Source organism: Teredinibacter haidensis, from assembly GCF_014211975.1.
GTDB lineage: Bacteria > Pseudomonadota > Gammaproteobacteria > Pseudomonadales > Cellvibrionaceae > Teredinibacter > Teredinibacter haidensis.
The window spans coordinates 420,018-436,036 of the sequence record NZ_CP060084.1 but is presented as its reverse complement, the minus strand read 5'-3'; the positions used below and the strand labels follow the sequence as shown (position 1 = coordinate 436,036).

Sequence of the window (16,019 nt, the reverse complement as noted above, 5' to 3'; positions counted from 1 at the left end):
AACTCCACTTAAACAAGGAATTATTAGCCTTTCTTTCGAATCTGACATCAAAATTAGGATTCCCCCATATTACACGAATAAACATTACTCAATATTCAACTGCGAACGCATCGCCTGTATATCAATAATAGCATTACGCAAACTGGTCAAACTCCGGGACCAAGCTACGCCAGAAATATTGGTAGGCGCATACCCCACGGCCTCGTCAATCCAAGCCAAAGACTCTTCTTCGTGCCCACTTTTGAACAACTCTAAAGCTATCTTTTGAGCCACCGACAAGGATGGAAAATCGAGAAATGCTAACTTTGCATACTTGATAAAATCATCCAAGCGCTCCATAGATTCGGCAACCAATCCAAGCTCATAGTAAACATAATGCCGAACCCTTCTATTTATCTTAATTTTACGGTGATCCAGAAGCTCAGATAGGAATATCTCATACCTTTTAAGTGAAATACCTTCACATTTATTCCGGCGAACCGCATCCCCCATAGACTGAAGACCAGTTGCGATGCCATTAGGTGAAACCAACGCCGCCACTGAATCAGTCATCAAGTTAATGCGCTTGTCCAGTCCCACCCAGCTTTCCGTAGAGCAAGCCAAAGTAAAAGCCTGAATTTTTACATCTAGACGACTTGAAACCTCATTGAGAGAGAAGCGATCCAGAACTTCAAGCGCTTTTCCAGACTCCCCTATCATAGAGTATTCACGCGCGAGCATTTGCGCTGCTCTGGTAGAGTTCGGCTGCGCTCTTGTCCACATTTCAGCGGCAAAAAGTGGCTGTCCCCATAGCGAAGTTATTTGCTGGACAACAAATACGTTGTACGTTATATACACACTGAAGACAGTCCATACAACCGCTTTTTGATGCGCATTTTTCAATGCTTGCACTAAGGCCACGGATAGAAATATCGCCCACCCCAATGCGGGAAGATAATTGCGGTGCTCAAAGTAAAGCTCCAGAGGAACAAAAGTGGACTCCAGCAAATGCCCCGACAGGAAAAATAACAGCGAAAACAGACCAATACGCCCAAGCATACTCCCTGTTTTTGACCAAGCCAAGACCGCTGAAACAGCTGCAACCCAAGCCAGTAGCGCTCCCAGAGGCACTAAATTTTGCCAACTAAATATAGCGTGCCCATCATGAAACGGGCCAAATGCTGTCGCCCGAGGCAAAATCAAGTTTTTTGCGTACTCCCACAAAATAACCAGCTGGGTAGCTAATCTTTCACTTACATCAAAATTACGGCTAGAGGCATAACTGGCGTGAATGGATCCCCATTTCAAATATAAGTAAGCAAGCAATAACAGAGGAATGAACAAACACGCCGCTTTCACAACGAACGACCAGACTCTTTTATTCAGAGGGGCAGATAGATGCCCTAACAGGCAGACCTCTATCACTGCAAGATAGGCGATAACAAGAACACCATTCTCTTTAGCATATACAGACAAAAGCAACGCCAGCGCAACACCCGCCAAACTAACAACTGTCATTAAATAGTTTCCTTTACCCGCGCAACGAGTGCGCCAGTAAACAAAGATATTCATTGAGACAAGGGCAAAAAAAGCAGATACAAGAGTCATACGCTGTACCGGCAGCAGGATGGCGCTCGCGTGTATGGGCATCACTGCCCACATAACAGCGGAAACAAGAGCTACCCACATCGCAGAACTCGCGAATTCATTATGTATTTTCAGTATTCGGTTGACCAACAAGAATACTAACAGCATATTTAAGCAATGCCAGATCAGTGTTCCATACACAAACCCGTAAGGGTTGCTTGGCCAATCTGTATAATTGGGAAGAAACGCCAGCAGTGATACGGGGCGCCCTGTAGGGCCGGCTATGCCACCGAATATAAAATTGACTAAACCGTCAAAGGAGCTAACCTGCGAAAGGTCTTTCAGGTTAATCCAGTCGTCAAAACCCCACTGGAGCCCCTTTGCATATGAATAGAGCCAGAAGAGCACGACAAAAGAACAAATTATGGTTAGGAGTATACTGAGCTGCCTCCGAAAACTCGAGGCCCCACAATGTAACTTTCCAAGTAAAACTAACATAGGGAATAAGTTATCCAACTACTGAATTTCAGGCTCATCTTATCACCGCGCATTACCAATAAAACGTTCGAGACATAAATAACCACAAAACTTCAGACATAAAAAAAGCCTGGCGGATAACCAGGCTTTTCCTAGAAACTTATTATCAGTCACGGAACGCTTGTGGACGATATTTATTGTCAAAAGTGCAGTCGCCCGCAAAAACAACACTACCACCTGCACTTCTTGGGGTAATAGTGCAAGTGTTTGTACCAGCAGTGGTTATAGCCGTGTTCGCATTACGACCATAAGTAATCGTGACCACACCGCTAGCCCCAACTGAAACGGTAGAAACATAGGTGCCAACAATTGAAGCTGGCAACGCAATACCAGCCGAAACGTTGCTAGCGGGGAAACGGCCACGATCAGACCAGAAATCCTGAACACCTACTTTAGCGCCCTGCGCCAAGTTCAAACCTTCAGAAACCTGGCTACGAATGGTGTAGTCTTGATACGCCGGAAGCGCAACCGCTGCCAGAATACCGATAATCGCAACAACTATCATCAATTCGATAAGAGTAAAACCTTGTTGTACTTTTTTCATGTAAAAGTTCCTCCGACGGGAAATGTTGAAATACGAAATTAATGTATTCAATATCAATGCCAACTAACAAAACCCACCTCTAACACAAGTAAAACCCTACATTCAAACCGTTAACCACCATTTTCGAATGGCTAGCCTCAAAAGCTGCATGACAAAAAATGTCACTCCCTAAACAAGATTTGACTACAACAGCCAAGCTTCACTCGCATTACTTTTACACGTTACCCGCATAAAAATGAGGCTTAGCTCACTTAAAACCTTAAAATTAACAACAGGTTACTGGCCGAACCTCAAAAAAGTGGTAAAGTCTCCTCTAAAATCATCTTTCTGACGTTCATTGTCCTACACTTTACTCGTTAGCCAATCCGATAATGGCCTCAGGCGCTATACGACAGGACTCAGCAGGGAAATACATGAATACAGCAACCAGTCTTACCGGCCTTGCACGTCGCTTAGTTCGAGATAACCTCATCTCGGAAGACGAAGCGCAAAAAGCAACCGAAGCCGCGGCCAAAGCGAAGACTCCACTTCCCTTGTACCTCGTCAACAACAGTGCTATCGACGCCAAATCCATGGCTGAAGCTGCAGCCGATGAGTTTGGAACCCCCTTGTACGACCTCGCATCCCTGAGCACCGAGTCAATCCCCTCGGGTATAGTCGACTCTAAACTGATTCACAAGCACCACGCGCTTCCACTGTTCAAGCGAGGCAACAGACTATTCGTTGCATTAGCAGACCCAACCAACCTGCACGCGCTCGACGAAATTAAATTCAACACCGGCTTAAATACCGAAGTCTTATTAGCCGAAGCCGATAAACTCCATACGGCAATAGAAGCTTTTCTGAAAGCTGAAGAAGAAAGTATCGGCGATGCGCTTGGAGGGCTAGACGAAGAGGCGCTCGACGACCTTGATATCGAAGCCGTGGATGAAAGCAACCAACAGGGTACAGACGATAGTTCCGAAGCCGATGAGGCGCCCATTGTTCGCTTTGTCAATAAAGTCCTTTTGGACGCCATAAAGATCGGCGCATCCGACGTTCATTTTGAGCCCTACGAGAAATCTTACCGGGTACGATTTCGTACCGATGGCATCCTGAAAGAAATGGCTCGCCCGCCCACAAACCTTGCGACTCGATTGGCGGCCAGGTTAAAAGTGATGTCACAAATGGACATCTCTGAACGACGCGTTCCACAAGACGGTCGTATTAAGATGAAAATTTCCAAAACCCGGGCCATCGACTTTCGTGTGAACAGTCTTCCAACACTTTTTGGTGAAAAGATTGTTCTTCGAATTCTTGACCCGTCCAGTGCAAAACTGGGTATTGACGCCCTCGGTTACGAAGAAGACCAGAAAAAAATGTATATGGATGCATTGGCCCAGCCCCAGGGAATGATCTTAGTTACCGGCCCTACCGGTTCGGGTAAGACAGTTTCTCTCTATACCGGATTAAACATTCTAAACACAACCGAACGCAATATTTCGACTGCAGAAGACCCTGTGGAAATTAACCTGGAGGGGGTAAACCAGGTCAACATGAATACGAGGGTTGGACTTACCTTCGCGGAGGCATTACGATCATTTCTGCGCCAAGACCCCGACATTGTGATGGTAGGCGAGATCCGAGACCTCGAAACGGCCGAAATTGCGATTAAAGCCGCTCAAACAGGCCACTTGGTTTTATCTACTTTACACACTAACAGCGCCCCCGAAACCCTCACCCGCCTGCTCAATATGGGTGTACCGACATTTAATGTTGCAACAACCGTCAGTATTATTATTGCGCAACGCCTAGCCAGAAGACTGTGCAGCGCCTGCAAAAAACCGGCGGATGATATTCCCGAAGAAATTCTCTCTGAAGAAGGTTTCGACACTATTGGGGTCCCTCGGGAAGAGTTCACACTGTTCCACCCCGTGGGTTGCAACAAGTGCAGTGACGGCTATAAGGGCCGTGTAGGTATTTATGAAGTTGTGCGCATTACACCCGAGATTTCACGCATTATTATGGAAGGTGGCAATTCTATTCAAATTGCCGATGCCGCCCGTAAAGCGGGTTTTAACGATTTACGAATATCGGCGCTTCGCAAGGCGGCAGCAGGGCTAACCAGCCTCGAAGAAGCCAACCGAGTGACGAAGGATTAATCTGTATGGCAACCGCAAAAGCATCCGCAACAACCGAAGTCTTTGTCTACAAAGGCGTAGATAAAAAGGGCCACAAAGTTACGGGGGAGGTTTTCAGCCCAAGCCCTGCTCTGGCCAAGGCTCAGCTTTTAAAACAAGGGGTACGGGCAAACTCTGTACGACGAAAACCAAAACCTCTGTTCGGTGGTGGCGGAAAAAAAATCAACCCCTTGGATATTGCCATTTTCACACGACAAATGGCAACAATGATGAAAGCGGGTGTGCCTCTCGTGCAAAGTTTTGAAATTGTTGCTGGCGGCAGTGAAAACCAAAGAATGGCGGATTTAATTCGAGGCATCAAAGACGACGTCGCTGCTGGCGGTGGATTTGCGGCCTCGTTGCGCAAACGTCCCAAATACTTCGATGACCTATTTTGCAACCTAGTAGAATCCGGTGAGCAATCGGGCGCTCTTGAAACGATGCTAGAGCGAATTGCCACCTACAAAGAAAAAACGGAACAGCTAAAAGCTAAAATTAAAAAGGCAATGACATACCCCATTGCCGTCGTTGCTGTAGCCATTGTTGTAACAGGTATATTGCTGGTAAAAGTTGTTCCTCAATTTGCAGACACTTTTAGCAGCTTTGGTGCCGATTTGCCTGCGTTCACACTTTTTGTCTTACATCTTTCAGAATTAGCGCAAGAATACTGGCTTGTAATTCTAGTGGGTATTATTTTGACGGTTGTCTTTTATGGAAAAGCAAAGGAAAAAAGTAAGGGTTTTAGAAATTTCATGGATAGACTAATCCTCAAAGTTCCTATTGTCGGCGGTATTGTTTATCAGTCGATTATCGCGCGCTTCGCGCGCACCCTGTCTACAACGTTCGCAGCGGGAGTCCCCTTAATCGACGCACTTCAGTCCGTAGCCGGAGCCACTGGCAACTCGCTCTACGAAACAGCAGTATTACGCATACGCGATGACGTTTCTACTGGTACCCAACTGAACGCTTCAATATCTAACACCAATATTTTTCCGGCTATGCTTATTCAAATGGTAGCCATCGGCGAAGAGTCTGGCGCGCTCGATGATATGCTAGATAAGGTCGCCAATTACTATGAAGAAGGCGTAGATAATATGGTAGACAGCCTGACTTCGCTACTCGAACCGATGATTATGTCAATACTCGGTGTCCTTGTGGGCGGCCTTATGATTGCTATGTACCTGCCCATATTCCAGATTGGTCAGGCTATTTAATGACAACCTACAGTTTCGGTTACGATCCAGTGGTACTCGCAGGTCTACTTATCACTACACTGGTTCTGGGCTTGATGATTGGCAGCTTCCTAAACGTCGTTATCTATCGTTTGCCCCTTTCCATGCTGGCCAAATGGAAAGTTGAGTGTAAAGAATTTTTATCCGACAACCCCAACACTGAAGATGAGGTAGCCCCCAACTTCAATATCGCCTTCCCCGCTTCGCATTGCCCAAAGTGTAAAGCGCCCATCAAGCCCTGGCAGAACATTCCAGTACTTAGCTACCTTATCCTCAAAGGGCGCTGCCACAGCTGTAAGGCCAGCATTTCTATCCGCTATCCGATAATAGAGGTAATAACCGGCCTGCTTTCCGTTTTTTGCCTTCTCATTCTCGGCTTTAGCTATGAAGCCGGGCTTGCATTGGTATTTACCTGGAGCCTCATTGCCTTAACCATGATCGATATCGATCATAGGTTACTCCCCGATGGCATTACCCTGCCCTTAATGTGGCTGGGTATACTGCTTAATTCTTTTCACCTCTTTACCGATTTACAAAGCGCTGTTTACGGAGCCATTTTGGGTTACGGTGTGCTCTGGAGTGTCTTCTGGCTGTTCAAATTTGCCACTGGCAAGGAAGGGATGGGCTTTGGCGACTTTAAGCTACTGGCGGCTCTAGGCGCCTGGATGGGATGGGAAATGCTGCCACTGATTATTATCCTGTCATCTTTCGTGGGTGCCGCAATCGGTATAGCCGGTATTCTTATCGCCGGTCGAGACAAAAACATCCCCATACCTTTTGGCCCCTATCTCGCCATCGCAGGCTGGATCGCATTTTTTTGGGGAGATCAAATTACCGCTGCCTACCTGAACTACGCCAAAGTCGGCTAATACCCAATGCTGAAAATTGGCGTAACAGGAGGAATCGGAAGCGGCAAATCAACGGTAACAGATTATTTCTCAGCCCTGGGTATTACCATTGTTGATACCGATGTTATTGCACGCGAAGCAGTAGAACCCGGCACCGACTGTCTGGAAAAAATTGTCGAACACTTTGGGAAAATGATGCTGCAGGACAACCTGACGCTTGATCGAGCCAAGCTGCGAGAACTTATTTTTAGCCGGCCTGCAGAAAAAAAATGGCTTGAGCAGTTGACACATCCCGTTATTCGCAACGTAACTATCGCGCGTTTAAATGCCGCTCAAAGCCCCTATGTCATACTTTCTTCGCCTCTACTGCTCGAGACAGGGCAGAACGCCCTGGTTGATCGCGTTGTGGTTGTCGATGTCAGCGAAGAACAACAGCTTGAACGCGCATCCCTGCGTGATGATGTCGGCGCCCACGGTATTAAATCCATTATCCAAAACCAGATATCACGCCAGAATAGGCTGGCAAGGACGGACGATATTATCGATAATAGCGGCGACCTAAACTCCACCCGCAAACAGGTGGAAGACCTACACCAACGCTACTTATCGATGTTATGACTGTTAAAACGCTCGCCGTAAAATGCCCTACCTGTAGTAAGCAAGTTCTAATGACTGATGAATTCCCATTTCGCCCTTTTTGCAGCGACCGCTGCAAAACCATCGATTTTGGTGGCTGGGCTGCAGAACAGCACCTTATTGAAGGCGACGAAACGGAGAGTGATAACTGGTCTGAGGATAAACCGGAAGGGTTTTAAAGCTGATGTTGCAGGCTGTGAATAATCGCGCGATTAGCCTCTGGGAACATTTCTTCTTTCAGCTCTGATAGTGCAAGCCAACGCACTGCCTGCCCTTCCTTCCCGTGTGCCTCCCCCTCAAAAGTACTTACCAGTTGCACATTCAGCTCAACCTGCTTTTCTGGGTATTGATGAATAATGCGCGCAAACGGGTGGCAGAGGCCAATCACAATCCCGACCTCTTCTTCCAATTCACGCTTCAACGCCTGCTCACAGGTTTCACCCGCCTCTATTTTGCCGCCGGGAAACTCCCACAAACCAGCGAGGTGCTGCCCCTGTTGACGCTGGGCAACAAGCACCTCGGTTTCGGCGTTTAGAACGACGCCCACCGCTACCCGAACAGGCTTAGCCGATGAAGCCATCAGCTGCGGTATTCGGCATTAATGGTGACATACTCGTGAGAAAGATCTGACGTCCAAATAGTTTCAGACGCTTCACCTCTCCCCAGATCGATATTAATCGCAAATTGAGATTGGTTAAAAACAGCCTGTCCCGCCTCTTCCGTGTAGTTCGGTGATCGTCCTCCATCCCGTACAATCTCGACATCATCCAGCGAAACTCGTACGCCATTAGCATCCAAACCCTCGATACCAGCATAACCTATGGCGGCAACAATCCGCCCCCAATTGGGGTCAGAGGCGAACAAAGCCGTTTTAACCAAGGGGGAATGCGCTACGGAGTAGGCAACCTGTAAGCTTTCCGTTTGCGATTGGCCTCCCGAAACATTCACCGTGACAAATTTCGTCGCCCCCTCACCATCACGAACGACTTCCTGAGCAAGAGATTGATAAACCGCGACGATTGCCGCAGCAATTTTTTCGAAATATTCGCCACCGTGACATTTTAGCGCTGGAGCAGACGACTGCCCGGTTGCGATCAACATACACGCATCGTTAGTGGAGGTGTCACCATCGATGGTAATACGGTTAAAAGATCTGTTAGCAGCCAAGCGGGAGATCGTTCCCAGAACATCTGGTGAAATTGCGGCATCGGTTGCGATATAGGCCAGCATAGTCGCCATATTGGGACGAATCATACCGGAACCCTTTGCAATACCCGTTATGGTTATCACTTCTCCGTCCACATCAACTTCTACACTCGCCGCCTTGGGACGGGTATCCGTGGTCATAATCGTTCTGGCAGCAGCTTCCCAACCTTCGACAGAAAGGCTGTTAAACGCTTCGGGCACGGCGGCGGAAATCTTCCCACAGGGTAGCGGCTCACCAATAACGCCCGTTGAAAATGGCAACACTCTGTCGGCGGATTCTCCACTAATATCCGCCACCGCCTGCATGGTTTCCCAGGCGGCTTCCATCCCTTGCCGACCGGTACAAGCATTGGCATTACCGGAGTTAATAATAAAAAAGCGTGGCGTTTTTTCTTTCAGCAATTGTTTGGCAATGGTTACTGGCGCTGCGCAAAATGTGTTCTGTGTAAATACACCAGCAACGGAGCTTCCGTCTTTAATCTCCAGTAATACGACGTCGTTGCGATCACGGTACTTCACCCCTGCGGCCGCAACACCAAGACGCACACCCGCAACGGGGTATATATGCGGCCAAAGACTTTCACCTACAGCCATAAATTCGCTCCTACGCCAATTTTCCGTGACAAGCTTTGTATTTTTTTCCTGAACCACAGGGGCACGGATCGTTACGGCCAATTTTTTTACCATCACGTACATAGGGCCGCTCGGGCCTAACCTGCGCCATTGCTTCGGGGCTTTCCTTGGTCAGCGCAGAAAATTCTTCGTGCTGCTGCTGCATACGCATTTTCTGTGCTTCTGCTTCTTCCCGACGGCGGCGCTCCATCTCTGCCAACTGCTCTTCACTAATCGGCTGGATACGGAAGAGAACACGCGTAATATCGCTCTTCAATGTTTCTAACAGCTCTTCAAACAGGGCAAAAGATTCACGCTTGTATTCCTGTTTAGGATTACGCTGTGCGTAAGCGCGCAAGTTGATCCCCTGGCGAAGAGAATCCATATTCTGCAAGTGATCCTTCCAAAGAGTGTCTAGCACCTGCAGCATTAACTGCTTTTCCAGGGTGCGAATAATATCGCCAATCTGCTCCGCTTTCTGCAGATAAAGTTCATCCACAGCCCCAACAATTCTATCTCTCAACGAGTCTTCGTGAAGATTGGCATCCTCATCCAGCCACTGCTGAATCGGCAGGCTGATACCGTAATCGTCCTGAAGTCGTTTTTCCAAACCGGCTATATCCCACTGTTCTTCAACCGATTGAGGAGGAATAAAGCTCGCCATCTGCGCACTAATGACATCTTCTCGAATACCCGCAATTGCTTCCTCTATATCATCCGCATCCAGTAATTCATTACGCTGTGCATAAATAACGCGACGCTGATCATTGGCTACATCATCGTATTCCAATAATTGTTTACGATAATCAAAGTTGCGACCTTCGACTTTACGCTGGGCTTTTTCAATTGCATTCGTCACCATACGGTGCTCAATGGCTTCGCCTTTTTCCATACCCAGGGTCTGCATGATGGAACGCATGCGATCCGAGGCGAATATGCGCATCAGGTTATCTTCGAGAGATAAGTAAAAACGCGATAGTCCAGGGTCGCCCTGTCGACCAGCACGACCGCGTAACTGGTTATCGATACGACGGGATTCATGCCGCTCGGTTCCTATAATATGCAAACCACCGGCTTCAATAACCATTTCGTGGCGCAGATTCCAATCGGCCTTAACCGCATCGATCTCCTCTTGGCTAGGATTATCCAACTTAGCGATTTCAGACTCCCACTTACCTCCGAGCACAATATCGGTACCGCGACCTGCCATGTTGGTGGCGATAGTAACGGCGCCTGGACGACCAGCTTGCGCAACAATATCTGCCTCGCGCTCGTGCTGCTTAGCGTTAAGAACTTCGTGCTGAATACCCGCTTTAGTCAAACGATCAGACATTTCTTCGGACGTTTCTACCGACGCTGTACCCACCAGTACTGGCGCGTTCTTCTCGCGAAAGGCTTTAACATCATCAATAATTGCATCGTACTTATCTTCCATATTAAGGAAGATAAGGTCGTTAAGATCCTGGCGTGACACCGGACGGTTAGTTGGAATAACGACGACGTTGAGGCCGTAAATTTGACGAAACTCAAAGGCTTCGGTATCCGCTGTCCCCGTCATTCCCGATAGCGTGGGGTAGAGACGGAAATAATTCTGGAAGGTGGTAGATGCCATGGTCTGGCTTTCGGCCTGAATAGAAACACCTTCTTTCGCTTCAATCGCCTGATGCAGACCTTCAGACAAGCGACGACCAGACATCGTTCGGCCGGTGTGCTCATCAATTAAAACAACCTGATTATCCTGGAGAATATATTCAACATTGCGCTGATAAAGGTGGTGTGCCCGCAGCCCCGATTGAATATGGTGTACCAGTTTCAAATTCGATGCCTGATACAGGCTTTCATCTTCTTTTAATAGGCCCTCTTTAATCAGTAGCTCTTCAACCAACTGATGGCCATCCTCCGTCAACTCCACAGAACGCAATTTTTCATCGATGGTGAAGTGGCCAATTTCCGTGTTCTCCTCACCTTCTGCAACTTCTGGCTGGAGTTTCAGTTTCGGAATCAGAGTATTGATCTTTTGATACAACAGAGAGCTATCTTCAACGGCACCGGAAATAATCAGCGGTGTACGTGCCTCATCGATCAATATGGAATCCACTTCATCGACAACCGCAAAAAACAAAGGTCGCTGCATGCGATCTTCTTGGCGCAACGCCATATTGTCACGCAAGTAATCAAAACCGTATTCGTTATTAGTGCCGTAGGTAATGTCTGCGCGGTAGGCGTCGTATTTTTCCTGCTGATCCTGCATCGACACAATGGAACCCACCGTCATGCCCAGCGCTTCGTACGCAGGACGCATCCAGTTGGAATCGCGACGAGCAAGGTAGTCGTTAACCGTTACAATATGAACTCCCTTGCTCGGAATCGCATTCAAATAGGCCGCAAGCGTTGCTACCAGCGTTTTACCTTCACCGGTTTTCATTTCCGAAATATGGCCCTGGTGCAAGGTCATACCACCGATTAACTGCACGTCAAAATGTCGCATTCCCATTGCGCGGCGACTGGCCTCACGCGCGGTTGCAAATGCCTCCGGCAACAGCTGGTCCAGCGTTTCGCCCTTTTCATATCGCTCACGATACTCGGCCGTTTTTGCTTTTAGCTGCTCGTCGTTTAATGCTTCCATATCCGATTCAAGCGCATTAATTCGCTGAACCACTTTGCCCATTTTTTTCAGCTCACGATCATTTTTGGAGCCAAAAACAGCCCTAGCGAGTTTACCTAACATATATTTTCCAACCAGTAAGCGAGCCCCAAGGCCCGAATTTTTTATAGTGCGTCGATTAAAACATGAAGTTGAGCTTGGCCGAACAATATAAAGCTATTGCTGGCGAAAAGAAGGGGATTCTATCGGTTTGTGCGATGAATATACGCTGCAGGGTCGACGGTTCGACCATTTTTATAGACTTCAAAGTGAACGTGTGGCCCGGTTGAACGACCAGTGGAACCCATGAGGGCAACAATTTGGCCTTTTTTTATCACGTCGCCAACGTTCACTAGGCTTTCTTTACAGTGTGCATAACGTGTTGTGAAACCATTGCCGTGGTTCACTTCCACCATTTCACCGTAACCGTAACGTTCACCCGACCAGGTAACAACGCCCGCGGCTACAGCAATAATATTTGAGCCCGCCTTTCCTGCAAAGTCGACCCCTGCATGCCAGGCAATACGACCATTAAAGGGGTCACTACGGCGACCGTAGCGGGAAGACATCCACCCTTTCTTAATAGGACGACCAGCAAGGAATACATCGTTTTGGAGCTTGCGCTTGGCCATTAACGCTTCAAGCGTATCCAGCTGCTGCTGCCGGTCTTCGATTTGTTCGCCCAACTGCTCCAACACCAACTGAAAATCAGGTGCTGCGTAGTTGGCTTCATCAAGATCCTCTTCAGGGCCACCCAATGCCGGAACACGGCTAAAATCAAACTCGCCATTGTCGAGCTTGGCCATAGTAGTGAGCCGCTCACCCAACGCGTCAAGCCTAACTAAACGCGCTTGCAGCTCTGCTACTCGAAGTGTTATTGCCGCCAGTTTTTTCTCTGTGAGATAACGAGCTTCTTCTACCTCAGCTTCTTGCCGTTCCAAAGATTCGGACCAAGCCAGCGCCGATTCCGGTGTCATGACATCGGAGGCATCCGTATTGGAAAGGTGGGAAACGGCAAGAGTGGCGGCCCCGACAGGGATGCCAACGATACAGGCTGAGAGCAACGCACGAGTCCACCCACCCAGTGTAAAACTGCGGGTGCTACCGTGGCGTTTACTCACTACGATTATTTTCATTGGTCAATTTGCACACTGGGTGCTAGTTTTAGCGACTTTATTACTGGCGAACGAATAGGGGTTCGCCAGCGCTTTATCATAATAGTTGTGTACACCGGACTAAGGTGCAAGTCCAGTTGCCTTCCGGGTGTCGCACAAACCCTTGAGTGTCAGAACTATGGCACATCTAACCACAAAACTTCAACTCCATATTCGATCACAGATCAACCAACGGACGTTTTTATTCGTATAGCTCAAAAAAAAGAGTCATTTATCGATACCGTCAAACGTCTTTTAGGATGCCGCCAATAACGGTTTCACGTAAGAAATGGGCGCTTCTTCATCATCTTCAAAAGTCACCAACTCCCAGGCATCTTTTTGTTTTATTAGCTCAAGTAGCGATTTATTGTTCAAACCATGACCGGATTTAAAGGCTTTGAACTCTCCAATCAGGCTGGTACCTAGCAGGTACAAATCACCAATAGCGTCTAACACCTTGTGTTTAACAAATTCATCTTCGTAGCGCAGGCCATCATCATTCAGAATGCGGTACTTGTCCACCACAATGGCATTATCCACACTGCCACCCTTGGCCAAGCCTTTTGAGCGTAGGTATTCAATTTCATGCATAAACCCAAAGGTGCGCGCACGGGAGACTTCTTTAACAAAGGACGTACTGGAGAAATCGACCGTCGTATCCAGCTTACGCCCTTTGAAAACCGGATGGTCAAAATCGATGGCAAAAGACACTTTAAAGCCCTCGAACGGCAGGAAGCAAGCCTCCTTATCACCGTCGCGAACAACAACCTTTTTCTTAATACGAATAAATTTCTTTGGCGCATTCTGCTCTTGAATACCCGCTGATTGAATCAGAAAAACAAACGGCCCCGCACTGCCATCCATAATGGGGACTTCGTCAGCACTCACTTCAACAATGGCGTTATCGATACCCAGACCAGCCATCGCCGATAGCAAATGCTCAACCGTCGATACCCGCACATCACCACTCATCAACGTGGTGGAAAGCGTTGTATCGCCAACATTCTCAGCTTTAGCTGCAATTTCAACAACGGGATTCAGGTCGATTCGACGAAACACAATACCGGCATCGACTGGAGCGGGGCGAAGAGTTAGATAAACTTTCTGTCCTGTATGAAGACCTACGCCTGTTGCTCGAATTTCGTTCTTAAGGGTTCGCTGCTTGATCATTAAATAACATCTCTAGGGTGGGGCAGAAAGCGGCGCGCATCATACCAGAACGCATACGCCAAACCAACTGGGCTGATCAACAATTGAACAGCACTTTTGTCGCGTAATACAAGTACCTTTGTGTTCAGCTGAGACCTGTTTCAACATTTGGATCTAAATGCCACCAGTAAAACTCAATACCATCACAAACAAACAATGCTGTTCGCACGATACTCTACTTCCCAAGCGGCTTTGCCGAGGTCGACGCCCGACGGCGATGGAAGCCTCGGGCTAAATCAATCCCATGCCAAATTAGCCATGTTAGAGCTGAGACGGGTGAAGTCGTAATAAGTTCCACCCAGAATGTCGCCAAAATGCAGGCAACCACATCCATGTGCCCCCTAAAATAGGGGAGAGCGGGGAAATCATTGCCTCGCTCGATCGCGACAATTCAGCCCAACATGTCCTACGAGAATCGCTTCCCGCAAGCAATTTTACTTTGCTTTTAGATTAATCTGCCTGGCGACGTAAAAACGCAGGAATATCCAGATATTCCATATCCTTTTCTTGCGCTACAGCTTCAGGCGCAATCGCTTTCGCCGCAGACTGGGTGTTACGAATAACCGTTGGGCGGTCCAGCTCTGCATAGTTGGGGCGACCATCCGCTTTTCGGGTATTATCGACAACTACCTTCGTTGGCACCGGACGTTCTACACTCATAGCCGCGCCCAAACCGGTTGCAACTACGGTCACTCGAAGCTCGTTCGACATATCTGGATCGATCACTGTGCCAACAACTACGGTGGCATCATTTGAGGCGAACTCTTCAATAGTGTCACCCACTTCAGAGAACTCACCTAGAGACAAGTCCATTCCAGCCGTAATATTGACCAAAATACCACGAGCGCCTTGCAAATTAATATCTTCAAGCAGCGGACTGCGAATGGCGGCTTCTGCCGCTTCGCGAGCTCGGTTTTCACCGGTAGCGCTACCACTACCCATCATTGCCATACCCATTTCAGACATGACCGTACGTACATCGGCGAAATCCACGTTGATCATACCCGGGCGAATAATCAGATCGGCAATACCTTGAACGGCACCTAGCAATACATCGTTGGCGGCTTTGAACGCATCCAGTAAAGTAGTTGCTTTGCCCAACACAGCCAGCAACTTTTCATTGGGTATGGTGATAAGAGAATCCACACGATCCTGAAGCTGCTTAATACCTTCATCAGCTATCGTCATGCGTTTACGCCCCTCAAACGGGAAAGGTTTAGTAACAATTGCAACCGTTAAAATGCCCAGTTCTTTGGCAATCTCCGCTACAACTGGCGCGCCTCCAGTACCGGTTCCACCGCCCATCCCGGCAGTAATAAACACCATGTCAGCACCTTCCAATACTTCGAGAATGCGTTCGCGATCTTCCATTGCTGCCTGACGACCAATTTCAGGGTTTGCTCCTGCGCCCAAGCCCTTAGTAATACCGTTGCCAAGCTGCAATACCGTGCGAGCATCAACATCTTTTAATGCCTGAGCATCTGTATTCGCACAAATAAACTCGACGCCATCAACCGCATTGGTGATCATGTGCTTAACTGCATTACCACCGCCACCACCAACACCAACAACTTTAATTACCGCATTTTGCGGAATACTATCAACTAATTCAAACATAAGAGTTCCCCTCTTTTCCCCTTGATTAAAACTACAATCAATTCGGTAGTTTTCT

General features: G+C 48.0%; 13 protein-coding genes. 5 read left to right on the top strand and 8 right to left on the bottom strand.

Features of this window, described 5'->3' with window-relative positions; all coding sequences use genetic code 11:
- Window positions 1-84: 84 nt before the first annotated feature.
- Both H5715_RS01815 and H5715_RS01810 read right to left on the bottom strand, forming a co-directional pair.
- Window positions 85-1,974: a hypothetical protein gene (locus H5715_RS01815; RefSeq protein ID WP_185906581.1), complete on the bottom strand. Its 1,890-nt coding sequence runs from the start codon at window positions 1,972-1,974 to the stop codon at window positions 85-87.
- A 235-nt stretch (window positions 1,975-2,209) separates the two neighbouring features.
- Window positions 2,210-2,647, bottom strand: coding sequence for a pilin (locus H5715_RS01810; protein ID WP_075185849.1), 438 nt, complete (start codon window positions 2,645-2,647; stop codon window positions 2,210-2,212).
- A 413-nt stretch (window positions 2,648-3,060) separates the two neighbouring features.
- Here H5715_RS01810 and pilB point away from each other — a divergent pair, with 413 nt between their 5' ends.
- Genes pilB through yacG form a run of 5 tightly spaced genes read left to right on the top strand, consistent with a single transcriptional unit; the run spans window position 3,061 to window position 7,701 of the window.
- Window positions 3,061-4,788 carry a type IV-A pilus assembly ATPase PilB gene (gene pilB, locus H5715_RS01805; protein WP_075185850.1) on the top strand — a complete coding sequence of 576 codons (1,728 nt, stop codon included), beginning with the start codon at window positions 3,061-3,063 and terminating at the stop codon, window positions 4,786-4,788.
- A 5-nt stretch (window positions 4,789-4,793) separates the two neighbouring features.
- Window positions 4,794-6,020 (top strand): type II secretion system F family protein, encoded by a 1,227-nt coding sequence (locus H5715_RS01800; RefSeq protein ID WP_075185851.1) that lies wholly within the window; start codon window positions 4,794-4,796, stop codon window positions 6,018-6,020.
- The gene (locus H5715_RS01795) at window positions 6,020-6,907 is read left to right on the top strand and encodes a prepilin peptidase (protein ID WP_075185852.1); all 888 of its coding nucleotides are present in this window, start codon (window positions 6,020-6,022) and stop codon (window positions 6,905-6,907) included. Before H5715_RS01800 ends, H5715_RS01795 begins: the two co-directional genes overlap by 1 nt.
- Window positions 6,908-6,913: 6 nt before the next feature.
- Window positions 6,914-7,504: a dephospho-CoA kinase gene (coaE, locus tag H5715_RS01790; RefSeq protein WP_075185853.1), complete on the top strand. Its 591-nt coding sequence runs from the start codon at window positions 6,914-6,916 to the stop codon at window positions 7,502-7,504.
- Complete coding sequence (yacG, locus tag H5715_RS01785) at window positions 7,501-7,701, top strand: DNA gyrase inhibitor YacG (protein ID WP_075185854.1); 201 nt, start codon at window positions 7,501-7,503, stop codon at window positions 7,699-7,701. The genes coaE and yacG overlap by 4 nt, the downstream gene beginning before the upstream one ends.
- Here the strand turns inward: yacG and mutT are convergent.
- The 6 genes from mutT to ftsZ form a co-directional block, all read right to left on the bottom strand.
- A complete protein-coding gene (mutT, locus tag H5715_RS01780) occupies window positions 7,698-8,102 on the bottom strand; it encodes an 8-oxo-dGTP diphosphatase MutT (RefSeq protein ID WP_075185855.1) in 405 nt (134 codons plus the stop codon). The two genes, yacG and mutT, sit on opposite strands and share 4 nt — an antisense overlap.
- Window positions 8,102-9,322 (bottom strand): bifunctional glutamate N-acetyltransferase/amino-acid acetyltransferase ArgJ, encoded by a 1,221-nt coding sequence (argJ, locus tag H5715_RS01775; RefSeq protein WP_075185856.1) that lies wholly within the window; start codon window positions 9,320-9,322, stop codon window positions 8,102-8,104. Before argJ ends, mutT begins: the two co-directional genes overlap by 1 nt.
- Window positions 9,323-9,332: 10 nt before the next feature.
- Window positions 9,333-12,068 (bottom strand): preprotein translocase subunit SecA, encoded by a 2,736-nt coding sequence (secA, locus tag H5715_RS01770; protein ID WP_075185857.1) that lies wholly within the window; start codon window positions 12,066-12,068, stop codon window positions 9,333-9,335.
- A gap of 119 nt (window positions 12,069-12,187) precedes the next feature.
- Complete coding sequence (locus H5715_RS01765) at window positions 12,188-13,120, bottom strand: M23 family metallopeptidase (RefSeq protein WP_075185858.1); 933 nt, start codon at window positions 13,118-13,120, stop codon at window positions 12,188-12,190.
- A gap of 273 nt (window positions 13,121-13,393) precedes the next feature.
- Window positions 13,394-14,308 carry a UDP-3-O-acyl-N-acetylglucosamine deacetylase gene (gene lpxC / locus H5715_RS01760; RefSeq protein ID WP_075185859.1) on the bottom strand — a complete coding sequence of 305 codons (915 nt, stop codon included), beginning with the start codon at window positions 14,306-14,308 and terminating at the stop codon, window positions 13,394-13,396.
- Window positions 14,309-14,797: 489 nt separating this feature from the next.
- Window positions 14,798-15,964, bottom strand: a complete 1,167-nt coding sequence (gene ftsZ, locus H5715_RS01755) for a cell division protein FtsZ (RefSeq protein WP_075185860.1) — start codon at window positions 15,962-15,964, stop codon at window positions 14,798-14,800.
- Between the last annotated feature and the right edge of the window lie 55 nt (window positions 15,965-16,019).

Coding starts and splice junctions, on each gene's coding strand:
- argJ (WP_075185856.1), bottom strand. CDS start 9,322: ATGGCTGTAGGTGAAAGTCTTTGGCCGCATATATACCCCGTTGCGGGT.
- secA (WP_075185857.1), bottom strand. CDS start 12,068: ATGTTAGGTAAACTCGCTAGGGCTGTTTTTGGCTCCAAAAATGATCGT.
- H5715_RS01795 (WP_075185852.1), top strand. CDS start 6,020: ATGACAACCTACAGTTTCGGTTACGATCCAGTGGTACTCGCAGGTCTA.
- coaE (WP_075185853.1), top strand. CDS start 6,914: ATGCTGAAAATTGGCGTAACAGGAGGAATCGGAAGCGGCAAATCAACG.
- yacG (WP_075185854.1), top strand. CDS start 7,501: ATGACTGTTAAAACGCTCGCCGTAAAATGCCCTACCTGTAGTAAGCAA.
- pilB (WP_075185850.1), top strand. CDS start 3,061: ATGAATACAGCAACCAGTCTTACCGGCCTTGCACGTCGCTTAGTTCGA.
- lpxC (WP_075185859.1), bottom strand. CDS start 14,308: ATGATCAAGCAGCGAACCCTTAAGAACGAAATTCGAGCAACAGGCGTA.
- H5715_RS01765 (WP_075185858.1), bottom strand. CDS start 13,120: ATGAAAATAATCGTAGTGAGTAAACGCCACGGTAGCACCCGCAGTTTT.
- H5715_RS01800 (WP_075185851.1), top strand. CDS start 4,794: ATGGCAACCGCAAAAGCATCCGCAACAACCGAAGTCTTTGTCTACAAA.
- H5715_RS01810 (WP_075185849.1), bottom strand. CDS start 2,647: ATGAAAAAAGTACAACAAGGTTTTACTCTTATCGAATTGATGATAGTT.
- mutT (WP_075185855.1), bottom strand. CDS start 8,102: ATGGCTTCATCGGCTAAGCCTGTTCGGGTAGCGGTGGGCGTCGTTCTA.
- ftsZ (WP_075185860.1), bottom strand. CDS start 15,964: ATGTTTGAATTAGTTGATAGTATTCCGCAAAATGCGGTAATTAAAGTT.